The organism is Kluyvera georgiana ATCC 51603, from assembly GCF_001654985.1.
GTDB lineage: Bacteria > Pseudomonadota > Gammaproteobacteria > Enterobacterales > Enterobacteriaceae > Kluyvera > Kluyvera georgiana.
On sequence record NZ_LXEU01000043.1, the window covers coordinates 1 to 21585 of the forward strand.

18 protein-coding genes and 2 pseudogenes are annotated in these 21585 nt (G+C 55.4%); 14 read left to right on the forward strand and 6 right to left on the reverse strand.

The genetic code is table 11. The features are described 5' to 3' along the window. Positions 1-70: 70 nt before the first annotated feature. A complete protein-coding gene (locus M989_RS09965; RefSeq protein WP_064544862.1) occupies positions 71-1603 on the reverse strand; it encodes a SpoVR family protein in 1533 nt (510 codons plus the stop codon). A 325-nt stretch (positions 1604-1928) separates the two neighbouring features. Here M989_RS09965 and M989_RS09970 point away from each other — a divergent pair, with 325 nt between their 5' ends. Further along, complete coding sequence (locus M989_RS09970) at positions 1929-3227, forward strand: D-amino acid dehydrogenase (protein ID WP_064544864.1); 1299 nt, start codon at positions 1929-1931, stop codon at positions 3225-3227. A gap of 9 nt (positions 3228-3236) precedes the next feature. Beyond that, complete coding sequence (dadX, locus tag M989_RS09975; protein WP_064544866.1) at positions 3237-4307, forward strand: catabolic alanine racemase DadX; 1071 nt, start codon at positions 3237-3239, stop codon at positions 4305-4307. A 101-nt stretch (positions 4308-4408) separates the two neighbouring features. Here the strand turns inward: dadX and M989_RS09980 are convergent, their stop codons facing one another. Then, on the reverse strand, positions 4409-6142 hold the full coding sequence (locus M989_RS09980) for a potassium/proton antiporter (RefSeq protein WP_064544867.1): 1734 nt from the start codon (positions 6140-6142) through the stop codon (positions 4409-4411). Positions 6143-6237: 95 nt separating this feature from the next. Next, a complete protein-coding gene (gene ldcA, locus M989_RS09985; protein ID WP_064544869.1) occupies positions 6238-7152 on the reverse strand; it encodes a muramoyltetrapeptide carboxypeptidase in 915 nt (304 codons plus the stop codon). A gap of 93 nt (positions 7153-7245) precedes the next feature. Between ldcA and emtA the strand changes: the two genes are divergently transcribed. Next, the gene (emtA, locus tag M989_RS09990; RefSeq protein WP_064544871.1) at positions 7246-7857 is read left to right on the forward strand and encodes a membrane-bound lytic murein transglycosylase EmtA; all 612 of its coding nucleotides are present in this window, start codon (positions 7246-7248) and stop codon (positions 7855-7857) included. Here the strand turns inward: emtA and ycgR are convergent, their stop codons facing one another. Further along, positions 7858-8589, reverse strand: a complete 732-nt coding sequence (gene ycgR / locus M989_RS09995) for a flagellar brake protein YcgR (protein ID WP_064544873.1) — start codon at positions 8587-8589, stop codon at positions 7858-7860. It abuts the gene before it with no gap. 268 nt (positions 8590-8857) lie between these two features. Here ycgR and M989_RS10000 point away from each other — a divergent pair, with 268 nt between their 5' ends. Beyond that, complete coding sequence (locus M989_RS10000; protein WP_064544875.1) at positions 8858-9112, forward strand: GlsB/YeaQ/YmgE family stress response membrane protein; 255 nt, start codon at positions 8858-8860, stop codon at positions 9110-9112. Positions 9113-9260: 148 nt separating this feature from the next. Beyond that, on the forward strand, positions 9261-11378 hold the full coding sequence (locus tag M989_RS10005; RefSeq protein WP_064544877.1) for a TonB-dependent siderophore receptor: 2118 nt from the start codon (positions 9261-9263) through the stop codon (positions 11376-11378). Between the two features lie 110 nt (positions 11379-11488). On the opposite strand, the pseudogene M989_RS10010 reads toward M989_RS10005, so the two are convergent. Further along, a pseudogene (locus tag M989_RS10010) lies at positions 11489-11773 on the reverse strand (4-hydroxyphenylacetate permease); the annotation flags it as partial. Positions 11774-11787: 14 nt separating this feature from the next. Between M989_RS10010 and M989_RS10015 the strand changes: the two are divergent. The 4 genes and pseudogenes from M989_RS10015 to catA form a co-directional block, all read left to right on the forward strand. Beyond that, positions 11788-12330: pseudogene (locus M989_RS10015) on the forward strand (MFS transporter); the annotation flags it as partial. Next, positions 12317-13429, forward strand: a complete 1113-nt coding sequence (locus M989_RS10020; protein ID WP_064544881.1) for a muconate/chloromuconate family cycloisomerase — start codon at positions 12317-12319, stop codon at positions 13427-13429. The pseudogene M989_RS10015 and the gene M989_RS10020, both read left to right, overlap by 14 nt. Before the next feature lie 12 nt (positions 13430-13441). After that, positions 13442-13720, forward strand: coding sequence for a muconolactone Delta-isomerase (catC, locus tag M989_RS10025; RefSeq protein ID WP_064544882.1), 279 nt, complete (start codon positions 13442-13444; stop codon positions 13718-13720). 37 nt (positions 13721-13757) lie between these two features. Continuing rightward, positions 13758-14684: a catechol 1,2-dioxygenase gene (gene catA / locus M989_RS10030; protein ID WP_064544884.1), complete on the forward strand. Its 927-nt coding sequence runs from the start codon at positions 13758-13760 to the stop codon at positions 14682-14684. 33 nt (positions 14685-14717) lie between these two features. On the opposite strand, the gene proX is transcribed toward catA, so the two are convergent. Next, the gene (proX, locus tag M989_RS10035) at positions 14718-15713 is read right to left on the reverse strand and encodes a glycine betaine/L-proline ABC transporter substrate-binding protein ProX (RefSeq protein ID WP_064544886.1); all 996 of its coding nucleotides are present in this window, start codon (positions 15711-15713) and stop codon (positions 14718-14720) included. A 396-nt stretch (positions 15714-16109) separates the two neighbouring features. Between proX and M989_RS10040 the strand changes: the two genes are divergently transcribed. From M989_RS10040 to M989_RS10060, 5 genes are all read left to right on the forward strand, one after another. Continuing rightward, positions 16110-16418, forward strand: coding sequence for a fimbrial protein (locus M989_RS10040; RefSeq protein WP_064544889.1), 309 nt, complete (start codon positions 16110-16112; stop codon positions 16416-16418). Between the two features lie 593 nt (positions 16419-17011). Beyond that, positions 17012-17587 carry a fimbrial protein gene (locus M989_RS10045; protein ID WP_064544891.1) on the forward strand — a complete coding sequence of 192 codons (576 nt, stop codon included), beginning with the start codon at positions 17012-17014 and terminating at the stop codon, positions 17585-17587. Positions 17588-17641: 54 nt separating this feature from the next. Beyond that, positions 17642-18190: a fimbrial protein gene (locus M989_RS10050; RefSeq protein ID WP_064544893.1), complete on the forward strand. Its 549-nt coding sequence runs from the start codon at positions 17642-17644 to the stop codon at positions 18188-18190. A gap of 37 nt (positions 18191-18227) precedes the next feature. Then, positions 18228-18935 (forward strand): fimbria/pilus periplasmic chaperone, encoded by a 708-nt coding sequence (locus tag M989_RS10055; protein WP_064544894.1) that lies wholly within the window; start codon positions 18228-18230, stop codon positions 18933-18935. A 24-nt stretch (positions 18936-18959) separates the two neighbouring features. After that, positions 18960-21575, forward strand: coding sequence for a fimbrial biogenesis usher protein (locus M989_RS10060; RefSeq protein ID WP_064544896.1), 2616 nt, complete (start codon positions 18960-18962; stop codon positions 21573-21575). Positions 21576-21585: the final 10 nt, after the last annotated feature.

Here is a 21585-nt window from a genome sequence, read left to right on the forward strand (position 1 = left end):
TTTATGGCGGCGAGACACGAAGGAGATTCTTGCGTAAAGCCGCTTCACTTACCGCTTGTCATCTCATTCTTTACAGCGCATTCGGCCTTGGCGGGCAACGTTCAAGCAGCTCAATACTACCGTCGGCGTTCTGCTGCTCCAGATGTACATCAAACCCCCACAGGCGATGGACATGTTTCAGCACCTCTTTGCGCCCTTTATCCAGCGGCGCGCGGTTGTGCGGGACGTAACGCAGGGTCAGCGAGCGGTCGCCGCGCAGGTCAACATTCCACACCTGTATATTCGGCTCAAGATTACTGAGATTATATTGGGAAGAGAGCTGGGAGCGGATTTCCCGATAGCCCTCTTCGTTGTGAATAGCCGAAATCTCCAGATAATTATTGCGATCGTCGTCCAGAACGGTAAACAGCCGGAAGTCACGCATGATTTTCGGCGACAGGAACTGGCTGATAAAACTCTCGTCTTTGAAGTCACGCATTGCAAAGTGCAGGGTGGTCAGCCAGTCGGAACCGGCGATGTCCGGGAACCAGTACTTGTCCTCATCGGTCGGGTTCTGACAGATGCGCTTAATATCCTGGAACATGGCAAAGCCCAGCGCATACGGGTTGATACCGCTATACCAGGGGCTATTGTACGGCGGCTGGAATACCACGTTAGTGTGACTGTGCAGGAATTCCAGCATAAAGCGCTCGGTCACTTTGCCTTCATCATACAGGTGGTTAAGGATGGTATAGTGCCAGAAGGTCGCCCAGCCTTCGTTCATCACCTGCGTCTGTTTCTGCGGGTAGAAATACTGGCTCACCTTGCGCACGATACGCAGAATCTCCCGCTGCCACGGTTCCAGCAGCGGCGCGTTCTTTTCCATAAAGTACAGCAGGTTCTCCTGCGGCTCGGAAGGGTAGCGGCGCGCGGACTCGACGGCTTTCTCTTCATCGCGCTTCGGTAGCGTGCGCCACAGGGTATTCACCTGGCTTTGCAGGTACTCTTCACGGCTCTTCTGCCGCGCCTTTTCTTCCTGCAGCGAGATTTTTGACGGCCGTTTATAGCGGTCAACGCCGTAGTTCATCAGCGCATGGCACGAGTCGAGCAGGCGTTCCACTTCATCCACGCCGTAGCGCTCTTCGCATTCGGTAATGTATTTCCGCGCGAACAGCAGATAGTCGACGATCGAACTGGCATCGGTCCAGCTGCGGAACAGATAGTTGTTTTTAAAGAAAGAGTTGTGTCCGTAGCAGGCATGCGCCATCACCAGCGCCTGCATGGTGATGGTGTTCTCTTCCATCAGATAGGCAATACAGGGGTTGGAGTTAATAACAATTTCATAGGCCAGACCCTGCTGCCCGTGCTTATACTGGCGCTCGGTCTCAATAAACTTTTTACCAAACGACCAGTGGGGGTAGTTAATCGGCATCCCGACGCTGGAGTAGGCATCCATCATCTGCTCAGAGGTAATGACTTCAATCTGATGCGGATAGGTATCCAGTCGGTATAGCTTCGCCACCCGGTCAATTTCCGCCAGGTAGGTTTCCAGCAGCGAAAACGTCCAGTCGGGTCCATCGCTCAGACGAGTTGCATCCTTATTCATCGAGTCAATCGTAGCCATTAGCGCGCCCTCATTGTTGGCGACTCTCTCTGTCTGGAGAGCCTCTCTTCAAGAATAGAACACCGCAGAAATTCTGTAACAACCACGTTTTCTAAACTTCATGATTTATTCATTTTACTGGCGATATTTTTGCTCATTCTCAGCATTTTATGCTGACAAAAAATTGCGCACAGCAGGAGATGTCAACTTCACCGCTACCCCGCAGCATGCGCGCTGTGTGAAGTCAGTCACCATAAAAAAAGCGTATGTTGAATAATATTTTCATCTGGGTTATCAATTTGTAATTAGAAGATTGTTCTTTTACTCATTCTGGATTGGAGTGGCTATGCACATTGTCATACTGGGAAGTGGCGTGGTGGGCGTGACCAGCGCCTGGTATTTAAGTCAGGCGGGGCATCAGGTAACGGTTATCGACCGTGAGGCCGGTCCGGCGCTCGAGACCAGCGCCGCTAACGCCGGGCAAATCTCTCCGGGCTATGCCGCGCCCTGGGCGGCACCGGGCGTGCCGCTTAAGGCGATTAAATGGATGTTCCAGCGCCATGCGCCGCTGGCGATTCGCCTGGACGGCACCGGTTTCCAGCTGAAGTGGATGTGGCAAATGCTGCGCAACTGCGACACGCGACACTATATGGAAAACAAAGGGCGGATGGTGCGCCTGGCGGAGTACAGCCGCGACTGTCTGAAAACCCTGCGTGAAACCACCGGTATTGCCTACGAGGGCCGTCAGGGCGGAACGTTGCAACTGTTCCGCACCGCCCAACAGTATGAGAACGCCACCCGCGATATCGCCGTGCTGGAAGATGCGGGGGTGCCGTATCAACTGCTGGAAGCCTCGCGTCTCGCCGAGGTTGAACCGGCGCTGGCGGAGGTTGCCCATAAGCTGACCGGCGGCCTGCGCTTGCCCAACGATGAAACCGGCGACTGCCAGCTGTTTACCCAGCGGTTGGCGAAAATGGCTGAGCAGGCGGGCGTGCAGTTCCGCTTCAATACGCCGGTAGACAGCCTGATTAAAGAGGGCGAACGCATTGTCGGCGTGAAGTGCGGCGACGAAGTGGTCAAAGCCGATGCTTACGTGATGGCTTTTGGTTCTTACTCTACCGCCATGCTCAAAGGGCTGGTGGATATCCCGGTTTATCCGCTGAAGGGCTACTCGCTGACCATTCCGATCGTTGAAGAAAGCGGGGCGCCGGTATCCACGATCCTTGATGAGACCTATAAAATCGCGATTACCCGCTTTGACAACCGTATCCGCGTTGGCGGCATGGCGGAGATCGTTGGCTTTAATACCGAGCTGCTCCAGCCGCGTCGCGAGACGCTGGAGATGGTCGTGCGCGATCTGTTCCCGCGCGGCGGCCACGTGGAAGAGGCTACGTTCTGGACCGGACTGCGTCCAATGACCCCGGACGGCACGCCGGTGGTCGGCAAAACGGCGTTCAAAAATCTGTGGCTTAATACCGGCCACGGGACGCTGGGCTGGACCATGTCCTGCGGTTCCGGCCAGCTGCTGAGCGATCTGATGTCTGGCAGAATGCCGGCTATCCCCTATGATGATCTCAGCGTCGCACGTTATTCGCCGGGCTTCACGCCCACTCGTTTGCAGCACTTGCATGGTGCGCACCACTAAGGAGAACGCATGTCACGTCCCGTGCTCGCCAGCATTAATCTGCAGGCGCTAAGATACAATCTTGCTATTGCCCGACGGGCCGCTAATGGGGCCCGCGTGTGGTCGGTGGTGAAGGCCAACGCCTATGGCCATGGCCTGGATCGGGTATGGAATGCCCTGAAGGAAACCGACGGTTTTGCGATGCTCAACCTGGAGGAGGCGATTCTGCTGCGTGAACGCGGCTGGAAAGGGCCGATTCTGCTGCTGGAAGGTTTTTTCCATGCCGACGAACTGGAGCTGTTTGATAAATATCGGCTGACCACCAGCGTGCACAGCAACTGGCAGATTAAAGCGCTACAGAATGCCAGGCTGCATGCGCCAATTGATGTCTATCTGAAAGTGAACAGCGGGATGAACCGTCTCGGTTTTGCACCGGATCGAGTACATACGGTCTGGCAACAACTGCGCGGTATGAAGAACGTCGGCGCGGTGACCCTCATGTCGCATTTTGCGCAAGCGGAAAATACCGACGGCGTAACTGAACCGATGCGCCTGATCGCGCAGGCGGCGGAAGGGTTGGACTGTCCACGTTCATTAGCCAACTCGGCGGCCACGATGTGGCATCCGGAAACCCATTTCGACTGGGTAAGGCCCGGTATTGTGCTCTACGGCGCGTCGCCTTCCGGCCAGTGGCAGGATATCGCGAACACCGGCCTCAAGCCGGTGATGACGCTGAGCAGCCAGATTATCGGCGTGCAGAACCTCAAACCCGGCGATGCGGTGGGGTATGGCAGTCGCTATCGCGCGAAAGAAGAGCAGCGTATTGGCATTGTTGCCTGCGGTTACGCCGACGGCTACCCGCGTATTGCCGCCAACGGCACCCCGGTGCTGGTGGATGGGATTCGTACCGGTACGGTTGGCGCTATCTCGATGGATATGCTGGCAGTGGACTTAACGCCGTGCCCGCAGGCAGGAATTGGTACTGCCGTTGAGCTGTGGGGGCAGGAAATTAAGATTGATGAAGTGGCTGCCAGCGCCCGTACCGTCGGCTATGAGCTAATGTGTGCGCTGGCGCCGCGCGTTCCCGTTGTGACAGTGTAACCTTTACGTGTTTGCCCGGTGGCGCTGTGCTTACCGGGCCTACAATCGTTCACCACTCCCGCAAGCCGGATAGGCCACAGCGCCATTGGGCAACAAACACGCTACTCCGATTCTTCCTCGGCCACCCGCACGCCGACTTTTAACACCTGATTCTCTTGTTTTTCAGCGACCGTCCACACCATTCCGGCAAACTCCACCTGGTCACCCACGACCGGCGCTGCGCCCAGCAGATGCTCCACGATATCGCCCAAAGACTGCTGGTTATCGCGGTACTCTTCACCGCCATCGAGGCCGTAAATCAGCGCGACGTCGGCAAACTTGGCGCCAGCTTCCAGAATAAAGTCGCCAAAAAAGCGCTGATCCAGCGATATCGGCGGCGACTGGCTAAACAGTTTGCCCAATAGCGGCAGGTCGCGTTCGCGGCCAATCACGCACAGAATGTCATTTTCGCGCAGGCGCGTGCTGCCGGTGGGGTGCAGCAGCGCGTTATCGCGAAACAGCGCGGCAATACGCGTTTCCGGCGGCATATGCAGATCGCGCAGCGCCGCACCCACGCACCATTTTTCGGCGCTGAGCTGGTAGACAAACTGTTCCCATGGATTCTCCGGGTGAATATCCAGCCCCACGCGGGAGATAGGCCAGCCGACCGGCGGTACCACCACTTTGGCTTTCTTCGCCGCCCACGACAGCGAGGTGCCTTGCAGCAGCAGTGATATCAGGACCACGAAGAAGGCGACATTAAAGAACAGTCGCGCATTCTCCAGACCGGCCATCATCGGAAACACCGCGAGGATAATCGGTACCGCGCCGCGCAGCCCCACCCAGCTGATAAAGGTGCGCTCGCGCAGGTTAAAGCCGCGGAACGGCAGCAACCCGGCGAAAACCGAAAGCGGGCGGGCAATAAAGATCATCCAGATAGAGAGCAGCAGCGCCGGAATGGCTATCGGCAACAGGTCAGACGGCGTGACCAGCAACCCCAGCACGAGGAACATGGCAATCTGCGCCAGCCAGGCCAGGCCATCGAAGTTTTGCAGAATACCAAACCGGTTGCGGATCGGTCGGTTACCGAGCAGGAAGCCGCACAGGTACACCGCCAGGATACCGCTGCCGTCGAGCGTGGTGGTGACGGCAAAAATCATGATCCCGCCGCTCAGCGCCAGCAGCGGATACAGCCCGGCGGGCAGCGCGATACGGTTGATCATTTGCAGCAGCAGATAGCCGCCGCCAAGACCAATCACAATCCCCAAGCCGAACTGCTGAATGATATGTACAAGGAACATCCAGCTCAGGCCCGTCTCATGCTGCTGAATCATCTCAATCAGCGTGATGGTCAGAAACACCGCCATCGGGTCGTTACTGCCGGACTCAATCTCCAGCGTGGAACCCACGCGTTCGTTCAGCCCTTTGCCGCCGAGCAGCGAGAATACCGCCGCGGCGTCGGTCGACCCGACAATCGCGCCGATCAGCAGCCCTTCCATCATGTCCAGCTTAAATAGCCAGGCCGCCATCATCCCGGTCAGGCCGGAGGTGATGAGCACGCCCAGCGTCGCCAGCGACAGCGCCGGGCCGAGCGCCACGCGAAAAGAACTGGCCTGGGTGCGCATCCCGCCGTCCAGCAGGATCACCGCCAGCGCCAGGTTACTGACCATATACGCGAAAGGGTAGTTGTCGAACGGAATGCCGCCAATGCCATCAACACCTGCGAGCATACCAATAGCCAAAAAGATAACCAGTATCGGGATGCCGAGGCGGGAAGAAAATGAGCTTAAGAGAATACTGCAGGTTACTAAGACCGAACCCAAAATAAAGAGACTAATGACTGCCGTGGCGTCCAATGTTCACGCACTCCCCTAATCGTGCTTGCTGGTAACAAAACGTTACCATAATTAGGGCGTGAGCATTGGACTAATAAGCGGTGTTTATTGTTTTTTTATTCACTTAATACCGGATGACCGCTCAACGTGAGCGTTGAATGACCAGACGCATGGATCAACTGCGCCTGTGCGCCCAGCGCCAGCGTCACCGTGCGCTGCTCATGGCCAAAATCGAGACCGGTAATCAGCGGAATCGCCAGCCGTGAACGCAGGTAATCATACATGGCGTTGAGATCGTAGCCTGCGTCGTAATCGTTCGGCGCCGCGCCGGTAAAACTACCCAGCACAACGGCTCGCTGGCGTGAAAAAATGCCCGCGTGCAGCAGTTGTAACAGCATGCGTTCAACGCGGAACGGATGCTCGTTGATGTCTTCCAGCACCAGAATGCCGTCGCGAATCTCCGGGAGCCACGGCGTACCTATCAGCGAAACGATCATGGCCAGGTTCCCTCCCCACAGCGTGCCCTGCGCCTCACAGGCCGGGCCGTCGCCACGCCACTCGACGGAATAGGTCGGATTTTTCAGGGCCTGCCAGAAGTGCCTTTCGGTAAAATCGTTTAGCGTTTCGGCACCGAAGTTCCCGGCCAGCATCGGCCCGCTAAAGGTAATGACGTTGCCGTGGGCCAGTAGCCCCATCTGGATGGCGGTAAAATCGCTGTGGCCGCAGATAAGCAGCGGATCGCGCTGTTGGCGAGCCGCCAGCCCCTGCCAGTCGATGCGATCAAGTAATCGGCTCGCGCCGTAGCCGCCGCGTACCGGCATCACAATCTGATTTTTACCCGTCAGCGAAACAAGACCGTTAAGATCGCCCAGTCTTTCGCTTTCCGTGCCGGCAAAACGGCGGTCGCGACGGGCGATAACCTGCTGATGGGTGACCTGATGTCCGGCCTCTTCTAATCGCGACACCCCGCGCAGCGCGGCGGACTGGTTAATGCAATAGCCGGAAGGGGCGATAAGATGAAACTGAGACATGGCATTTCCTTGCTGAGTACGAAACGAGTATCATGCCGCCTGAGCCAGTGGTTGTCATTAACGGCAGCAAAGTTCAGCTAAAAGGATAGATGCGTGAAATTAAGATGGTTTGCTTTTTTAATTGTATTACTCGCCGGATGTAGCTCTAAATCGGATTACCGTAATCCGCCATGGAACCCTGAAGTGCCGGTAAAGCGAGCGATGCAGTGGATGCCCATTAGCGAAAAAGCCGGTGCGGCATGGGGCGTTAGCCCACGCTTGATCACCGCGATTATTGCCGTAGAGTCCGGCGGGAATCCGACCCTGGTCAGCAAATCAAACGCGGTTGGCCTGATGCAGCTGAAGGCCTCCACCTCCGGGCTGGACGTTTACCGTTATATGGGCTGGAGCGGCCAGCCGTCGACCAGCGAACTGAAAAATCCGGAGCGTAATATCTCAATGGGGGCGGCCTATCTGAGCATTCTGGAGCACGGCTCGCTGGCGGGCATTAACGACCCGGAAGTGATGCAGTATGCGCTGGTGGTGTCCTACGCGAACGGCGCAGGTGCGCTGCTGCGCACCTTCTCATCAGACCGCAAAAAGGCGATTGCCGAAATTAACGAACTGGATAAGGATGAATTCTTCGAGCATGTTGTGAAGAAACATCCGGCGCCGCAGGCGCCACGCTATATCTGGAAAGTACAGAAAGCGATGGACGCCATGTAGTTAGCGGACGTTATTGGCCCGTTCGCGGGCCTCTCGCTCCAGTGAAAAGATAATGCGCTGGAGCGAGCGTTCAAGTACCGGCGTCATATGCAGAAAACGAAAGCTCAGGCGCGGGGTGACAATCGTTTCGTTTTTGCTGTCAACCACCTTACGTTCGCTGATCGCCAGCAGTTGCGCATCAAAGCGGAAACGTCCCCATTGTCCCATATCCAGCTCAATCTCTTTCAGTTCGATACCCGGCTGCAGACTCTCCGGCGCGGGGCCTTCCAGAAGCGCGCCCATGCCTCCCAGCGATAAATCAAACAGTCGAAAGCGTAGCGGGCTTTTATCCGGCAGCGTGGCGACGCCATAGTAGGGCGGGTGTAGCGGCGCGGGCATGCGAAAAAACTCACGACGTTGAATAAACCAGAGCGCCGGCGGGGTAGGCATCACAAAGGCCGGTAGCCCTTGAAAATCTTCGACCCGCATTTCCGCAATAGTAAATTCGATTTTTGCGCCGTTGGTTTCCGCCACGATGCTGATATTTTTGGCGGCACGCGCGGCATCGTTGTCTTCTTCACGACTGCCAAAATCAATGACCAGATGCTCCTGGCTGGCGTCGAGAATACGGCTAATAAACTGGCGAGAAGACCAGCTCACGCGCAGCGCGGCGTTGGTGCGCTGAAGATCGCGTAAAATATTGAGTACGGCTAGCGGGTTTTGCTTAAGAAACTGTGCGTTATGCTCACTCACCTGAATGGCTCCTGAAGGGCAGGTTCTTTATAAGATATCGGCGTCGAAAAATAGAACTTAAGCATCTAATTGGAAATATTTAACATCACGACAGATTTGCGCAGTGTAACGGACTTAAGACAGTACCTACATCAATATTCGTATTTATCCGTATAAAATATCATCGTTACGCCAGGTTTTTTAAGAACAATTACCTATACTTGAAACATTAGCGGCGCAGAATGTCGGCGCTTTTATTGCTGTTAATGGAACAGGAGAGGTGGGAAAAATGGGTATTATTACCTGGATTATTTTTGGTCTGATTGCCGGTGTTATTGCCAAATTCATTATGCCGGGACGCGATGGGGGTGGCTTTATCCTCACCTGTATCCTGGGTATTGTGGGTGCGGTAGTGGGCGGTTGGCTTGCGACCACGTTTGGCATCGGTGGCAGCGTCACCGGTTTTAACCTGCACAGCTTCCTGGTCGCCGTGGTTGGCGCCATCGTTGTGCTGGCGGTATTCCGCCTGATTCGCCGCGAATAATGTCTTCTGACGGCCCCGTAAGGGGCCGTTTCTTTTTTCGATAAAATCCGATCTGCATCACATTTTTAAATCCCTTCTTATTTTGTTGTTGAATAGTAAATGCGGATGATAATAATTATCGTTCTTTGTTTTTTTGAGCTCAACGATAATGAATAACGCCGTTTTCCACCTTTGCGCACTCTCCGGGATGATAACATTCGCGCTTGCATCGCAGGCCTATGCCGATAACAACGAAACCACCATGCTGGTAACCGCCTCCGGCGAGGGGAGCGAACTGGCTGACTGGACCAACAGTGCCACCAAATCCGCGGTGGCGGAGAGCAAGACGCCGCAGGTTATCAACACTATCGGCCAGCATGACATCGCCCTGCGTCACGCCACCTCGGTGAATGAGATTCTGCGTTATGCGCCCGGTGTGGCGACCGAGTCGCGCGGCAGCACGACCTACATGAGCGAATACAAGATTCGCGGCTTTAACGTCGACAACGAATTCTATAACGGCCTCCAGTTGCCCTATAACGTGACCGGTAATACCAAAGCGCGGATCGACCCGCTGCTGATTGATAGCGTCGATATCCTTAAAGGGCCGTCCTCGGTGCTCTACGGCAGCGGTTCGCCGGGCGGGTTGGTGAATATTCAAGGGAAGAAACCGCAGACCACGCCGCGCACGGAAGTCAGCTTCATTACCGGGACTCGCAACCTCAAAGAGGGCTACCTTGACTCGACCGGACGCATCGCCGAGAGCGACTGGAGCTATCGCCTGCTGGGCAAAGCGACCGAGGGTGACGATCAGCCCCATACCACGCGCTATGAAGATTATCTGGTGGCGCCCAGCGTGACCTGGCAGCCAGGCGGGAAAACCCGTCTCACGCTGGATGCGTTGGCGCAAAATACCCCAAGCCTGACGCCATCTAACCCGCTGCCGCTTTCCTATTTGCGCTCCAGCTACGCCAATAAACGCGATTATGCCGGTGACGACTGGAACGGCTTCAAGCAGCGCCAGTGGATGGTGGGCTACAGCTTTGAACACGAATTCGACAGCGGCTGGGGCATTGCGCAGAAGGCGCGTTACTTTGATATCGACACGCATCAGCAGAGCGTCTATTCCACCGGCAATGCAGGTAATCCGGTTTACGAACTGAACCGCTCCGCCTATACCACCGACGAAAATCTGCACAGCTTTAATATCGACAACCAGATCACGCGGACGCTGTCGCTTGGCGAGTGGCAGCACCACCTGCTGACAGGGTTCGACTATCAGAAGCTGAATTCGCACTACCATTATCGCTATTCCAACTATCTGACTCCGCCGCCAAATATGGATATGCGCAACCCGGACTTTGCGCAGGTGAATGAAGGGGCGCTGGGACTGTACACCGCGCAGAAAAACCGCCTTTCCTACAACCAGAAGGGTTACTACCTGCAGGACCAGATGGCCTGGGGTGGCCTGAATATTCTTGCCAGCCTACGCTACGACGAATACCAGTCCGCGACGACCGATTACCTGAACAACGACGAGAAAGCGTGGATCTCTCAGGATCGCGTGACCAAGCGCCTTGGCGTGCTGTACGCCTTTGACAACGGGCTGTCGCCGTTTATCAGCTATTCCGAAGGGTTTAAACCGGTATCACCGGCTAACGGCCTGACGGCTGAACAGGTGAAACCTACCACCAGCAAGCAGGTGGAAGGCGGGGTGAAGTACCTGCTGGCGGACTATGCGACCACCTTTACCGCCTCAGTCTTCAATATCCGACAGAAAAACGTGCTGAGCGCGGATCCGAGCTGGGTGTACCGCCAGACCGGGGAAATTGAGTCCAAAGGGGCAGAGCTGTCGGTCATCAGCCGTCCAACCGACAATATTAACCTGATAGCCAACTACGCCTATACCCACGCCATCAATACCGAAGATGAGCGCTATCAGGGCAAACGCCCGACGCAGATCCCCGAAAATGCGTTCAACCTGTGGGGCGACTATACCTTCGATCAAAGCCTGGTGCGCGGGCTGACGATCGGCGCAGGGGCGCGCTATACCGGTCCGATGGAAATCTCGCCGGATAACAAGGCGGGTAAACTGGGGGGCACAACGCAGTACGATATGTCGCTGTCTTACGATATGTCCGCCGTGGACAGCAGCCTTGCTGGGCTCATGCTGAAAGCCAGCGCACAGAACCTGACCAACAAAGAGACGTTGACCTGTTATGACAGCACCAACTGCTGGATTGGTCGCGATCGAACCGTGCAGGTGGGGGCGAGCTATACCTTCTGATGGTAGGCCGGATAAGCGCAGCGCCATCCGGCCGTTACGCATCATGCCGGATGGCGGCGAAACGCCTTATCCGGCCTAAGTGATAATTGCCGGTCGCCCGGACGAGGCGTTTACGCCGACTCCGGGGCGGCACTGGCCGTAGCAGACTGACGCTGGGCCCCCTTCATCGGAATGAACGCGACGATAACGGCACCCAGAATCAGGAAGGCGGCCACCATGTAGATCCCGGCGTTGAAGCTGCCGGTGACGTCTTTCATCAGCCCCATCAGCAAGGGGCCCAGCGCCGCGCCGGTCATGCCGGTGCCGTTGATCACCGCAATGCCCAGCGCACGGGCGCGCAGGGAGAGCGCGCGATCCGGCGTGGTCCAGAAGATAACCATCGCCGCAAAGCCCCCCCATTGACGCCATCATTTTCTTCACCTTCTCGGTGGTCTACGCCAAACACATTGGTATCGGCACCGGGGAGATCATCAGCGCGGTGACGCTGGCGATGCTGATTGAGTTTTTCTCGATCCTCTTCTGGGGCGCGCTGTCGGACAAGATTGGCCTGAAGCCCGTTTACTACATCGGCGTGATTGGCCTGCTGGTGATGGCATTCCCCTTCTTCTGGCTACTCTCCACCGGCAGCTATGGCGCGGTGATGCTGGCGATGTTCCTCGGCCTGCCGGTGTGCCACGGCGCGATGATTGGCACCCAGCCGTGCATTATGAGCGATCTCTTCCCGGTGCGGGTGCGTTACTCCGGGCTGGCGCTGGGTCACGAAGTGGGGTCCATCTTCTCCGGCGGCCTCGGCCCGATGCTGGCGGTGGCGCTGCTGATGGCCTTCGATTCCTCCTGGCCAGTTTCTTTACTGTTGATGGCCTATGCGCTGCTGGCATGGATTGCCCTGAGAAGCCTGCCTTCAACCCCCTTACAACACAAACATGCAGGAGCAACGGATGTTAACGATTGAATCACTGACCTGCTGGCTGGTGGATATTCCCACCATTCGCCCGCACAAACTGTCGATGGCCACCATGGGCTGCCAGACCCTGACCCTCGTGCGCATGCAGTGCGCGCAGGGCGTGGTCGGCTGGGGCGAAGCCACCACCATCGGCGGGCTGAGCTACGGCGCGGAAAGCCCGGAGGCCATTCGCTCGGCCATTGAAACCTATCTCGCACCGCTGCTGCGCGGCCAGACCTTCAGCGGCGTGGCGGCGCTTGCCGACAAAATGAACGCCAGCGTGAAGGGCAACACCTTTGCTAAATCGGCGCTGGAAACCGCGTTTCTCGATGCCCAGGGCAAGCTGCTGGGGCTGCCGGTCAGCGCGCTGCTCGGCGGGGCGATAACCGACCGTCTGCCGGTGCTGTGGACGCTGGCGAGCGGCGATACCGACAAAGACATTGAAGAAGGCAAGCGGCTGCTGGCGGAAGGGCGGCACGACACCTTCAAGCTAAAAATTGGTGCCCGATCGCTAAAAACCGATATCCAGCATGCGCTGGCGATCAAAGCAGCGCTGGGCGATGGCGTGAGCATTCTCGTGGACGTTAACCAGGCGTGGGATTTCACCACCGCGGTGAAAGGCATGAGTGCATTACAGGCCGGCGGTATCGACCTCGTTGAACAGCCAACCCCGCTCTGGGACCGGCAGGGGCTGATTACCCTGAGCCAGCGTTTTGAGGTCCCGATTCTCGCCGATGAAGCGGTGGCAACCAGCCACGACGGTTTTGCTCTGGCGCACGGCGGGTTTAGCGGCGCCTATGCGCTAAAGATTGCCAAAGCGGGCGGTCCGGCGCAGGCGCTGAAGCTGGCGCACGTCGCGCAGGCGGCGGGGGTGGCGCTGTACGGCGGCACCATGCTGGAAGGCACGCTCGGTACGGTGGCCTCGCTGCACGCCTGGTCCACCGTACGGATGCAGTGGGGAACCGAGATGTTCGGCCCGCTGCTGCTGAAAGACGACATCGTGGTCACGCCGCTCGATTTCAGCCAGGGGCAGGTTTCGCTGCCGCAGGGGCCGGGGCTGGGCGTGGAGATTGACTTCGACAAACTGCGTTATTACGCGCGCCACTAAAAGGACATCCCGATGCTGTTCAAAGTTGAAATGACCGTCAATATCCCGTCGTCGCTGCCCAAAGCCGAAGCCGATGAGATCAAAGCGAAAGAGAAAGCCTACTCCCAGCAGCTGCAGCGCGAAGGGAAATGGCTGCACATCTGGCGCGTCGCCGGGCTGTACGCCAACGTCAGTATTTTTGACGTGGCCGATAACCAGGAACTCCACGACCTCTTAACCGCACTGCCGCTGTATCCGTATATGGATATCAGCGTGCAGCCGTTATGCCGACACCCGTCGGCCATTGATTAAAACAACAAACCTTACCCTACAAAAAGAGGAACACGCAATGTCCGTTAATCCAGCAAAACAAACCGAACTGGAATCGTTACTGGCGATCAGCAGCGGCTTAAATTCCGAGCAGGGCAATGAACGCTTCAAAGCTATCATGCATCAACTGCTCAGCGACCTGTGTCAGACCATCCGTAAATTTGATATCACCGACGAAGAATTCTGGCTGGCCGTCAACTACCTGAACGAGCTGGGCGAGCGCAAAGAAGCGGCGCTGCTCGCCGCCGGGCTGGGGTTAGAGCATTACCTTGACATGCGCGCTGACGAAAAAGAGGCCGCGGCGGGTCTCGACGTTGGCACGCCGCGCACCATTGAAGGGCCGCTGTACGTGGCGGGCGCGCCGCTGAGCAAACAGTTTGCGCGGATGGATGATGGCAGCGAAGCGGGAGAGCCGATGTGGCTGTACGGGCAGGTGACCGATCTTCAAGGGCAACCGGTGGCGGGGGCGATTGTCGATATCTGGCATGCTAACACTCTCGGCGGTTATTCGTTCTTCGATCAATCACAAAGTGAATATCACCTGCGTCGCCGTGTGGAAACCGGGGCGGACGGACGTTATGCGGTGCGCAGTATCGTCCCCTACGGCTACGGTTGCCCGCCGGATGGCCCGACCCAGAAGCTGTTGAATCAGCTTGGCCGTCACGGTAATCGCCCGGCGCACGTGCATTTCTTTGTCTCGGCGCCGGGCTATAAACACCTGACGACGCAAATTAACCTCAACGGCGACGCCTACCTGTGGGATGACTTCGCCTTTGCTACCCGCGAAGAGCTGATTGCCGATCCGGTCAAAATTACCGACGACAAGCTGGCGAAGGAACGCGATATCCACCAGCCGCACACGGAAGTGAGCTTTAACTTTACGCTGGTGGAATCCGCGCAGGCGGGGGAAGAAAACCGCATCAAACGTGCGCGCGTAATGGAGTAAATAAGCCGCCCGGCCAGGCCGGGCGTTGACTGCTTACTGCGCCGCCAATGCCTGCTTTATCCAGCCGTCAAAGGTTTGCTGGTGAGCGTGGATCCAGCCGTCCACATGACGCTGAATATCCGCAGCGGTCGATTCCCCTTTATGCATCAGCTGATTCTGCGCATTAACGTCGGCCAGCGGCAGCTTCGCGATAGCAAACAGTTTCGCCGCGGCGGGATTTTTCTCCGCCCAGGCTTTATTGGCCACGATGTACTCGTTGTTGACCGCAAAACCGTAGTTCTTGCCGTTCGGCAGTTCGGTATTCTGATCTTTCAGTGAGCCAGGGTTAGCAGAGAAGGGGACGGTTAACCAGACCACATCTTTACCGGGTTTCAGTTCATCACTGACCCAATAAGGCGTCCAGGTATAATAGATAACCGGTTTGCCTGCTTTATAGCGGGCGAGGGTGTCAGCAATAATCGCTGCATAATTTCCCTGATTCTGCGTAACCGTATTGCTTAGGCCGTAAGCTTTTATTTGTGTATCAATTACCGAGCCGCAAACCCACCCTGGATTACAGCCGGCTAAATCCGCTTTACCGTCGCCGTTGGCGTCAAATAATTTCGCAAGTTCAGGATCTTTTAGCTGAGAAATATCCGTAATGTTATATTTCTCAGCGGTTTTTTTATCGATCATATAGCCCTGTGCGGCGTTACTAATATAAGTACCCTGACGGTAGAATTTCCGATCGCCGCCGCTGGCGTCGTACATATCCTGTTGCATCGGCAGCCAGTTGGCGGCCATAAAGGTCGCGTCACCGGCAGCAATCGCCGTATAGGCTACGTTGTACTCCACCTCTTCAATTGGGGTGACATCATAGCCCAGCTGCTTCAGCGCGCGGTTGATAATCTCGGTCTGGAACGTTTCTTCCGGTAGGGTGCTTTGCACAGGGTGAACGGTAATGCCTTTGCCGGGAAGGTCCGCGGCAAAAAGAGTGGGGGAGGTTAATAACGCAGCCAGCGTAAGGGTGCGCAGAGTTGTTGTTTGCATAATAATAACCTTGTTATTTTCGCGTATTAAGCCAGAGGTGGCATATTATTCCCGCTTGGATAAAAGGTGGAAATAAAGGATGGTAGGGTGATTAATCTCTCCGGGTTTTGTTGGCAACATTAACTTACCCTAACATAATAAAGCGTATATGCAATCCTCAATACTCCTCAGTATTCTTTTTATCCTTATATTTATACTAAGGATATTCTTAAAATTAATCATATTGGCTCGATGTTTACGCTGGTGAATACGACAAATGACGGATTCAAGCCTGGTAAGGACGTACGCTATAGTGTTTAGCCTGATTCTCATGAAAAATGAGGGTGCCAGGAGGCAAAACGAGCTGCATCGAAGAGTAGGCGATGCGGATTCATTCTCACAGGAAGTGGGGGAAGCATGAAGAAAATAGTACGTGTAGTATGCCTGTCGTTGATCGGCCTGGCGTTATCCGGTGTAGCGCAAGCGCAGAGTCGGTCAAACTCCGGCACTATTCATTTTATCGGGCAGGTGGTTGAAGGGGGTTGTAACGTCTCGCCATCGGGTCAGGGTTTGCAGATTGCCTGCTATCGTGATGGTGCGATTCGCGCGCAGTATGTCGCGATGTCGACAGCGTCCAGTACGCCATTTAAGATAATCGGCCGAATCGATCGCCGTACGCTGCCGGGGAATCCTCATCTTCAGGAAGTGGTCATCAGTTATCTTTAAGTCTTTTCTCCTGACGCTGCCTGTCTGAACGACTGGAAATGCAGGTAGCGCCTCCTCTACGCAAGTTATGACTCGCTAAATCAGTCAGTCATAACGGAATGAGATATAGCATATCTTGCCAAAGTGAAATATTCATTTGTATAAATTAAATATGCACTTTTGGGCTCTTTGGGAATTATTTTTCGGGTAGAAAAAATGAACTTTCCGCACAAATAATTAGCTGTCTATGCATTTTCTTAATTACTCTTTTGTGGGTATAAAAACAAAAAATTAACATCCATTAACGATTAGATTTGCTTTAATAACAATAACATACGCACATCTCTTCGTATGATTTCGGTTCCATACAAAAATAACTGTCCACTATCGGAAAAAATCGGCGTTGTAAAACATTAATCGCATTGTGGATAATCTGCGGCGTCGGATCGGGACGATCTGAAGACAAAATATTATTTTTAGCGATGCTATTGGTAAAAATAACCTCATTTTAAATGACGCAGTGAACCATTTAATTAATATTTAATGGGAACGTTCCCTGTTTTTGTCTTAATTATCATGGAAATATTCGTTTGGACTATTAAGGGCAATAAGCAATGAAAAATTTTACGATTAAAGGACTGGCGCTGGCATTAATGATGGTGGGGAGCTCAGCGATGGCGGCATCAATGGGCGGCAGCGGTGCCACGGGCCCAACGACGGTAACCGGGGGATCGGTGCACTTTACGGGCTCGGTGGTTAACGCCGCCTGTGCGGTAGCGGAAGACTCCATTAATAAAACCGTGGATATGGGCCAGGTACGCCTTGCCGCGTTTGGTGAAACGCCGGCTGCCGGTAACGTCGCCAATCAAAAAACCCCGTTCAGCATCAAGCTAACGGATTGCGACACCAATGTGTCAACGCAGGCCTCTGTCACCTTTAACGGAACCGCAGCGGCAGGCTATTCCAGCGTGCTGGATAACACGGCTGGCGCAGGTGGCGCGCAGGGTGTGGGGATTCAGATTTACGATACCGATGGGACCGCGCTGGACCTCGGCAAAGCCTCCAAAGCGGCGACGCTCATCGACGGTGATAACACCATGAGCTTCTCCGCTGACTATATCGCGACGACCAGTACGCTGGCGGCCGGTAACGTGGACGCAACGGCGACGTTTAACGTCACCTACCAGTAATCGGGACAGGAACCACGATGCCATGGACGGCAATGTCGATTTGGGGAGGTTGTCATGAAAGTGATGCCGTCGGGCCTTGCGCTTGCGTTCATCGCCTGCCTGCCATCGCTTGCACAGGCAGGTCACCACCACGTTGTCACCGTACCCGGTGGCGACGTTCATTTTATCGGCGCGGTAGTGGAAGCGGCCTGCGTTGTGGATACCCACAGCGATGCGCAGACCGTCGAAATGGGGCAGGTGCGATCCAGTCTTTTTAGCGGCACCGGAACCTGGGGCAATCCCCAACCGTTCAGCATTGTGCTTAAGGATTGCGATACCACCATCAGCAAACAGGTCGGCGTGGCTTTCAACGGCGTGACGGATGCCAGGGATCCTACGGTTCTGGCGGTGACCAGCGGCGCAGGCAGCGCCGGGAATGTCGGTATCGGTATATTTGATAGCGCCGGAAATTTGATTATCCCTAACGCTCAGCCTCAGCGTTTTTCCGCGTTGAAGGATGACACCAACGTATTGAGTTTTATCGCCAAATACAGGGCAACGGCGGCCAATGTTTCGCCCGGCGAGGCTGACGCGCAAACCTGGTTCACGCTGACCTACATGTAATTTCCCGCTGCGGCGGCCGTATTTTTATAGGTAAATCATGTTCATTTATTCTCGTACCCGCGCACTGTTGACGGCGTTAACGCTTATCACGCTATCCCCGCTAGCGCACGCCGCTGATTATGGCGGTATTGCTCTGGGATCCACTCGCGTTATTTATCCGCAGGGGAGCGAGCAGATCTCACTATCGGTGAATAATACCGACGGTAAGGGCGTGTTTTTAATTCAGTCCTGGGTTGAGAATGCCGATAGCCATAAAAGCAGCGATTTTGTCGTCACGCCGCCGCTATTTGTGATTAAACCGCAGAAAGAAAATACGCTCCGGGTGATGTTTATCGGCCAGCGGAATGCGTTACCTAAAGATCGTGAAAGTCTTTACTGGATGAACGTGAAGGCGATTCCGGCGGCGAGCAAAGATTCACAGAATAAGAATACCCTGCAAATTGCGGTGCTGAATCGCATCAAAATGTTTATCCGCCCGACAGGGTTGGTCATGAAGTCTGCTGACGCGCCTGACCACCTGCGTTTTCATCAGTCAGGCACGCAGCTGATTGTCAAAAATCCGACGCCGTATTACATCACGCTGGTACAGCTGATGGACGGTGCCGCCGAGCTGCCCGCCACGATGGTTCCCCCAATGGGGCAAAGTACGGTATCTGTCCCACATAACGCTCACGGTCAGATTACTTTCCAGACGGTGAATGACTACGGGGCGAATACGCCAAAACAAAATGCAGTGATGGAATAATTACCAGGACAGGTCGGCAAAATAATGGCATTCCGTATTCGTATTTCCGTACAAGTGTGGTTGGAATATAAACAACGCTACCTCTTTATTTTGCCGATCGCGCTGGGCGGCATGCCTTCTATGGCCTGCGCGGATAATTACTTCAATCCCGCTTTCCTTTCCGGAGACAGTTCGGCGGTGGCGGATCTCTCGCGTTTTGAAAATAGCAACGGACAGGCACCGGGTAAATATCGCGTTGATATTTCGGTGAACCAGCAGTTTGTCGCTAGCGAAGATGTCACTTTTCAGGCCGACAAAAAGAGCCAGGATGATACTGGCCTGACGCCCTGTTTTACGCTTGCCCGCCTGGAGGCGATGGGGCTGAATAAAAATGCGTTTCCGGCGTTGAAAGCGCTGCCGAAAGACAGCTGCGTGCCGTTTGCCGCTATTCCAGACGCCAGCACCCGCTTTGACTTCGAACACCAGACGCTCGAGATCGGTATTCCGCAGGCCGGTATGAAGCAAAGCGCGCGCGGCTATATTCCGCCGGAGCAGTGGGATCAGGGGATTAACGCCCTGACGCTGAACTATGATTTTTCCGGCAGCAGCAGCGGCGGTACCAGCCACCAGGATAGCGATTATCTCAATTTGCAGAGCGGCCTCAATCTGGGGGCCTGGCGTTTGCGCGACTATTCGACGTGGAACTACAGCCACGGCGAGGGCAGTACGCAGAACTCGTGGCAGCATATCAGTACCTACGCAGAACGGACGATTATCCCGTTAAAAGCGGAAATGACGCTGGGCGAGAGCTATACCCCCTCCGACGTGTTTGACTCCCTGAGTTTTCGCGGCGTACAGCTAGTCTCGGACGATAATATGCTGCCCGATAGCCTGAAAGGCTTTGCGCCGACGGTGCGCGGCATCGCGCGCAGTAATGCCAAAGTCACTATCAAGCAGAACGGCTATGTTATTTATCAAACCTACGTTTCGCCCGGCGCCTTTGCGATTACCGATTTGTATCCCACCTCGTCCAGCGGCGATCTGCTGGTGACGGTACAGGAAACCGATGGCAGCGAGAACAGCTACAGCGTGCCTTATTCGGCCGTACCGCTGTTGCAGCGCGAAGGGCGCCTCAAATATGCCCTTACCGCAGGGAAATATCGCAGCAGCAACGATCAGCAGGAAGAGGTGAATTTTGCCCAGGGAACGCTAATTTGGGGCCTTCCAAAGGGGTTCACCGCCTATGGCGGCAGCCAGGCTAGCGATGATTATCGGGCATTTGCGCTGGGACTGGGGCTGAATATGGGCGATGTCGGAGCGCTATCGGTTGATGTAACCCAGGCCAATAGCACGCTGATTGACGGTAGCCAGCATGAAGGGCAGTCCGTTCGTTTCCTGTATGCCAAAGCGCTGAACTCGCTGGGCACCAACTTCCAGCTATTAGGGTATCGCTACTCGACGCAGGGATTTTATACCCTTGATGAAACCACCTATCGTCATATGGAAGGGTATACCGGTGACGATAGCGGCCAGGATGACGATCATGACGGTCAGCAGGATAAGCCGGAATGGACCGATTTTTACAATCTCTATTACACCAAAAAGGGCAAGGTCCAGCTCAATATCTCGCAGACGGTAGGCGAGCACGGCTCGCTGTTTGTCACCGGTTCCGAGCAAAGCTACTGGCATACCGATGAAACCGACAGATTGATTCAGGTGGGCTACAACGGTACCTGGAACGATATTTCCTTCGGACTGACCTGGAACTATGACCGTTCACCGGGTGAGAGCGAAGCCGACCAGGTCTATGCGTTTACGCTGTCACTGCCGCTCGGTGAATGGCTATCCAGCGGCAATGCCGATATGTATCACGCCGCCAACTCGCTGAATGCGTCTTATAACATGAGCACCGATCGCCACGGCAAAACGTCACAAACCGCCGGGGTTAACGGTACGCTGCTGGCTGAAAACAACCTCAGCTATAACGTCCAGGAAAGCTACGCCAACCACGGTACGGGTGACAGCGGTAACGCCAGCCTGAACTACCAGGGAACCTACGGCAACCTGAAAGCGGGATACAACTATAGCGACGGTTATCACCAGCGTAACTACGGGATGAGCGGCGGCGTTGTGGTGCATCGTGACGGTGTCACGTTAAGTCAGCCGCTGGGAGACACCAACATTCTGGTGAAGGCACCGGGCGCGGCGGGCGTTGAGCTGGAAAATACCACCGGAATTAAAACCGACTGGCGCGGCTACGCGGTGGTGCCCTACGCCACGACCTATCGGCAGAATCGCGTCGCGCTCGATACCAACTCAATGGGGAGCAACGTCGATATTGATGATGCGGTGGTCAACGTGGTGCCAACGCAGGGGGCGTTAGTGCGTGCCGAGTTTAAGGCCCACGTGGGGGCTCGCGCGCTGATAACGCTGCTGAAAAATCAAAAACCGGTGCCGTTTGGCTCGACGGTCACGCTTGACGATAGCCAGCTCAGTAGCCTGGTGGGGGATGACGGCCAGGTCTATCTCTCCGGCTTGCCGTCATCCGGATCGTTGACGGTGCAGTGGGGCGATGGTGCCGCCAAACGTTGCTCCGCACATTACCAGCTTTCTTCTGAGCAGATGACGGAATTTAACCGCCTGACGGCAACCTGCCGCTAGTCTTTGGGAA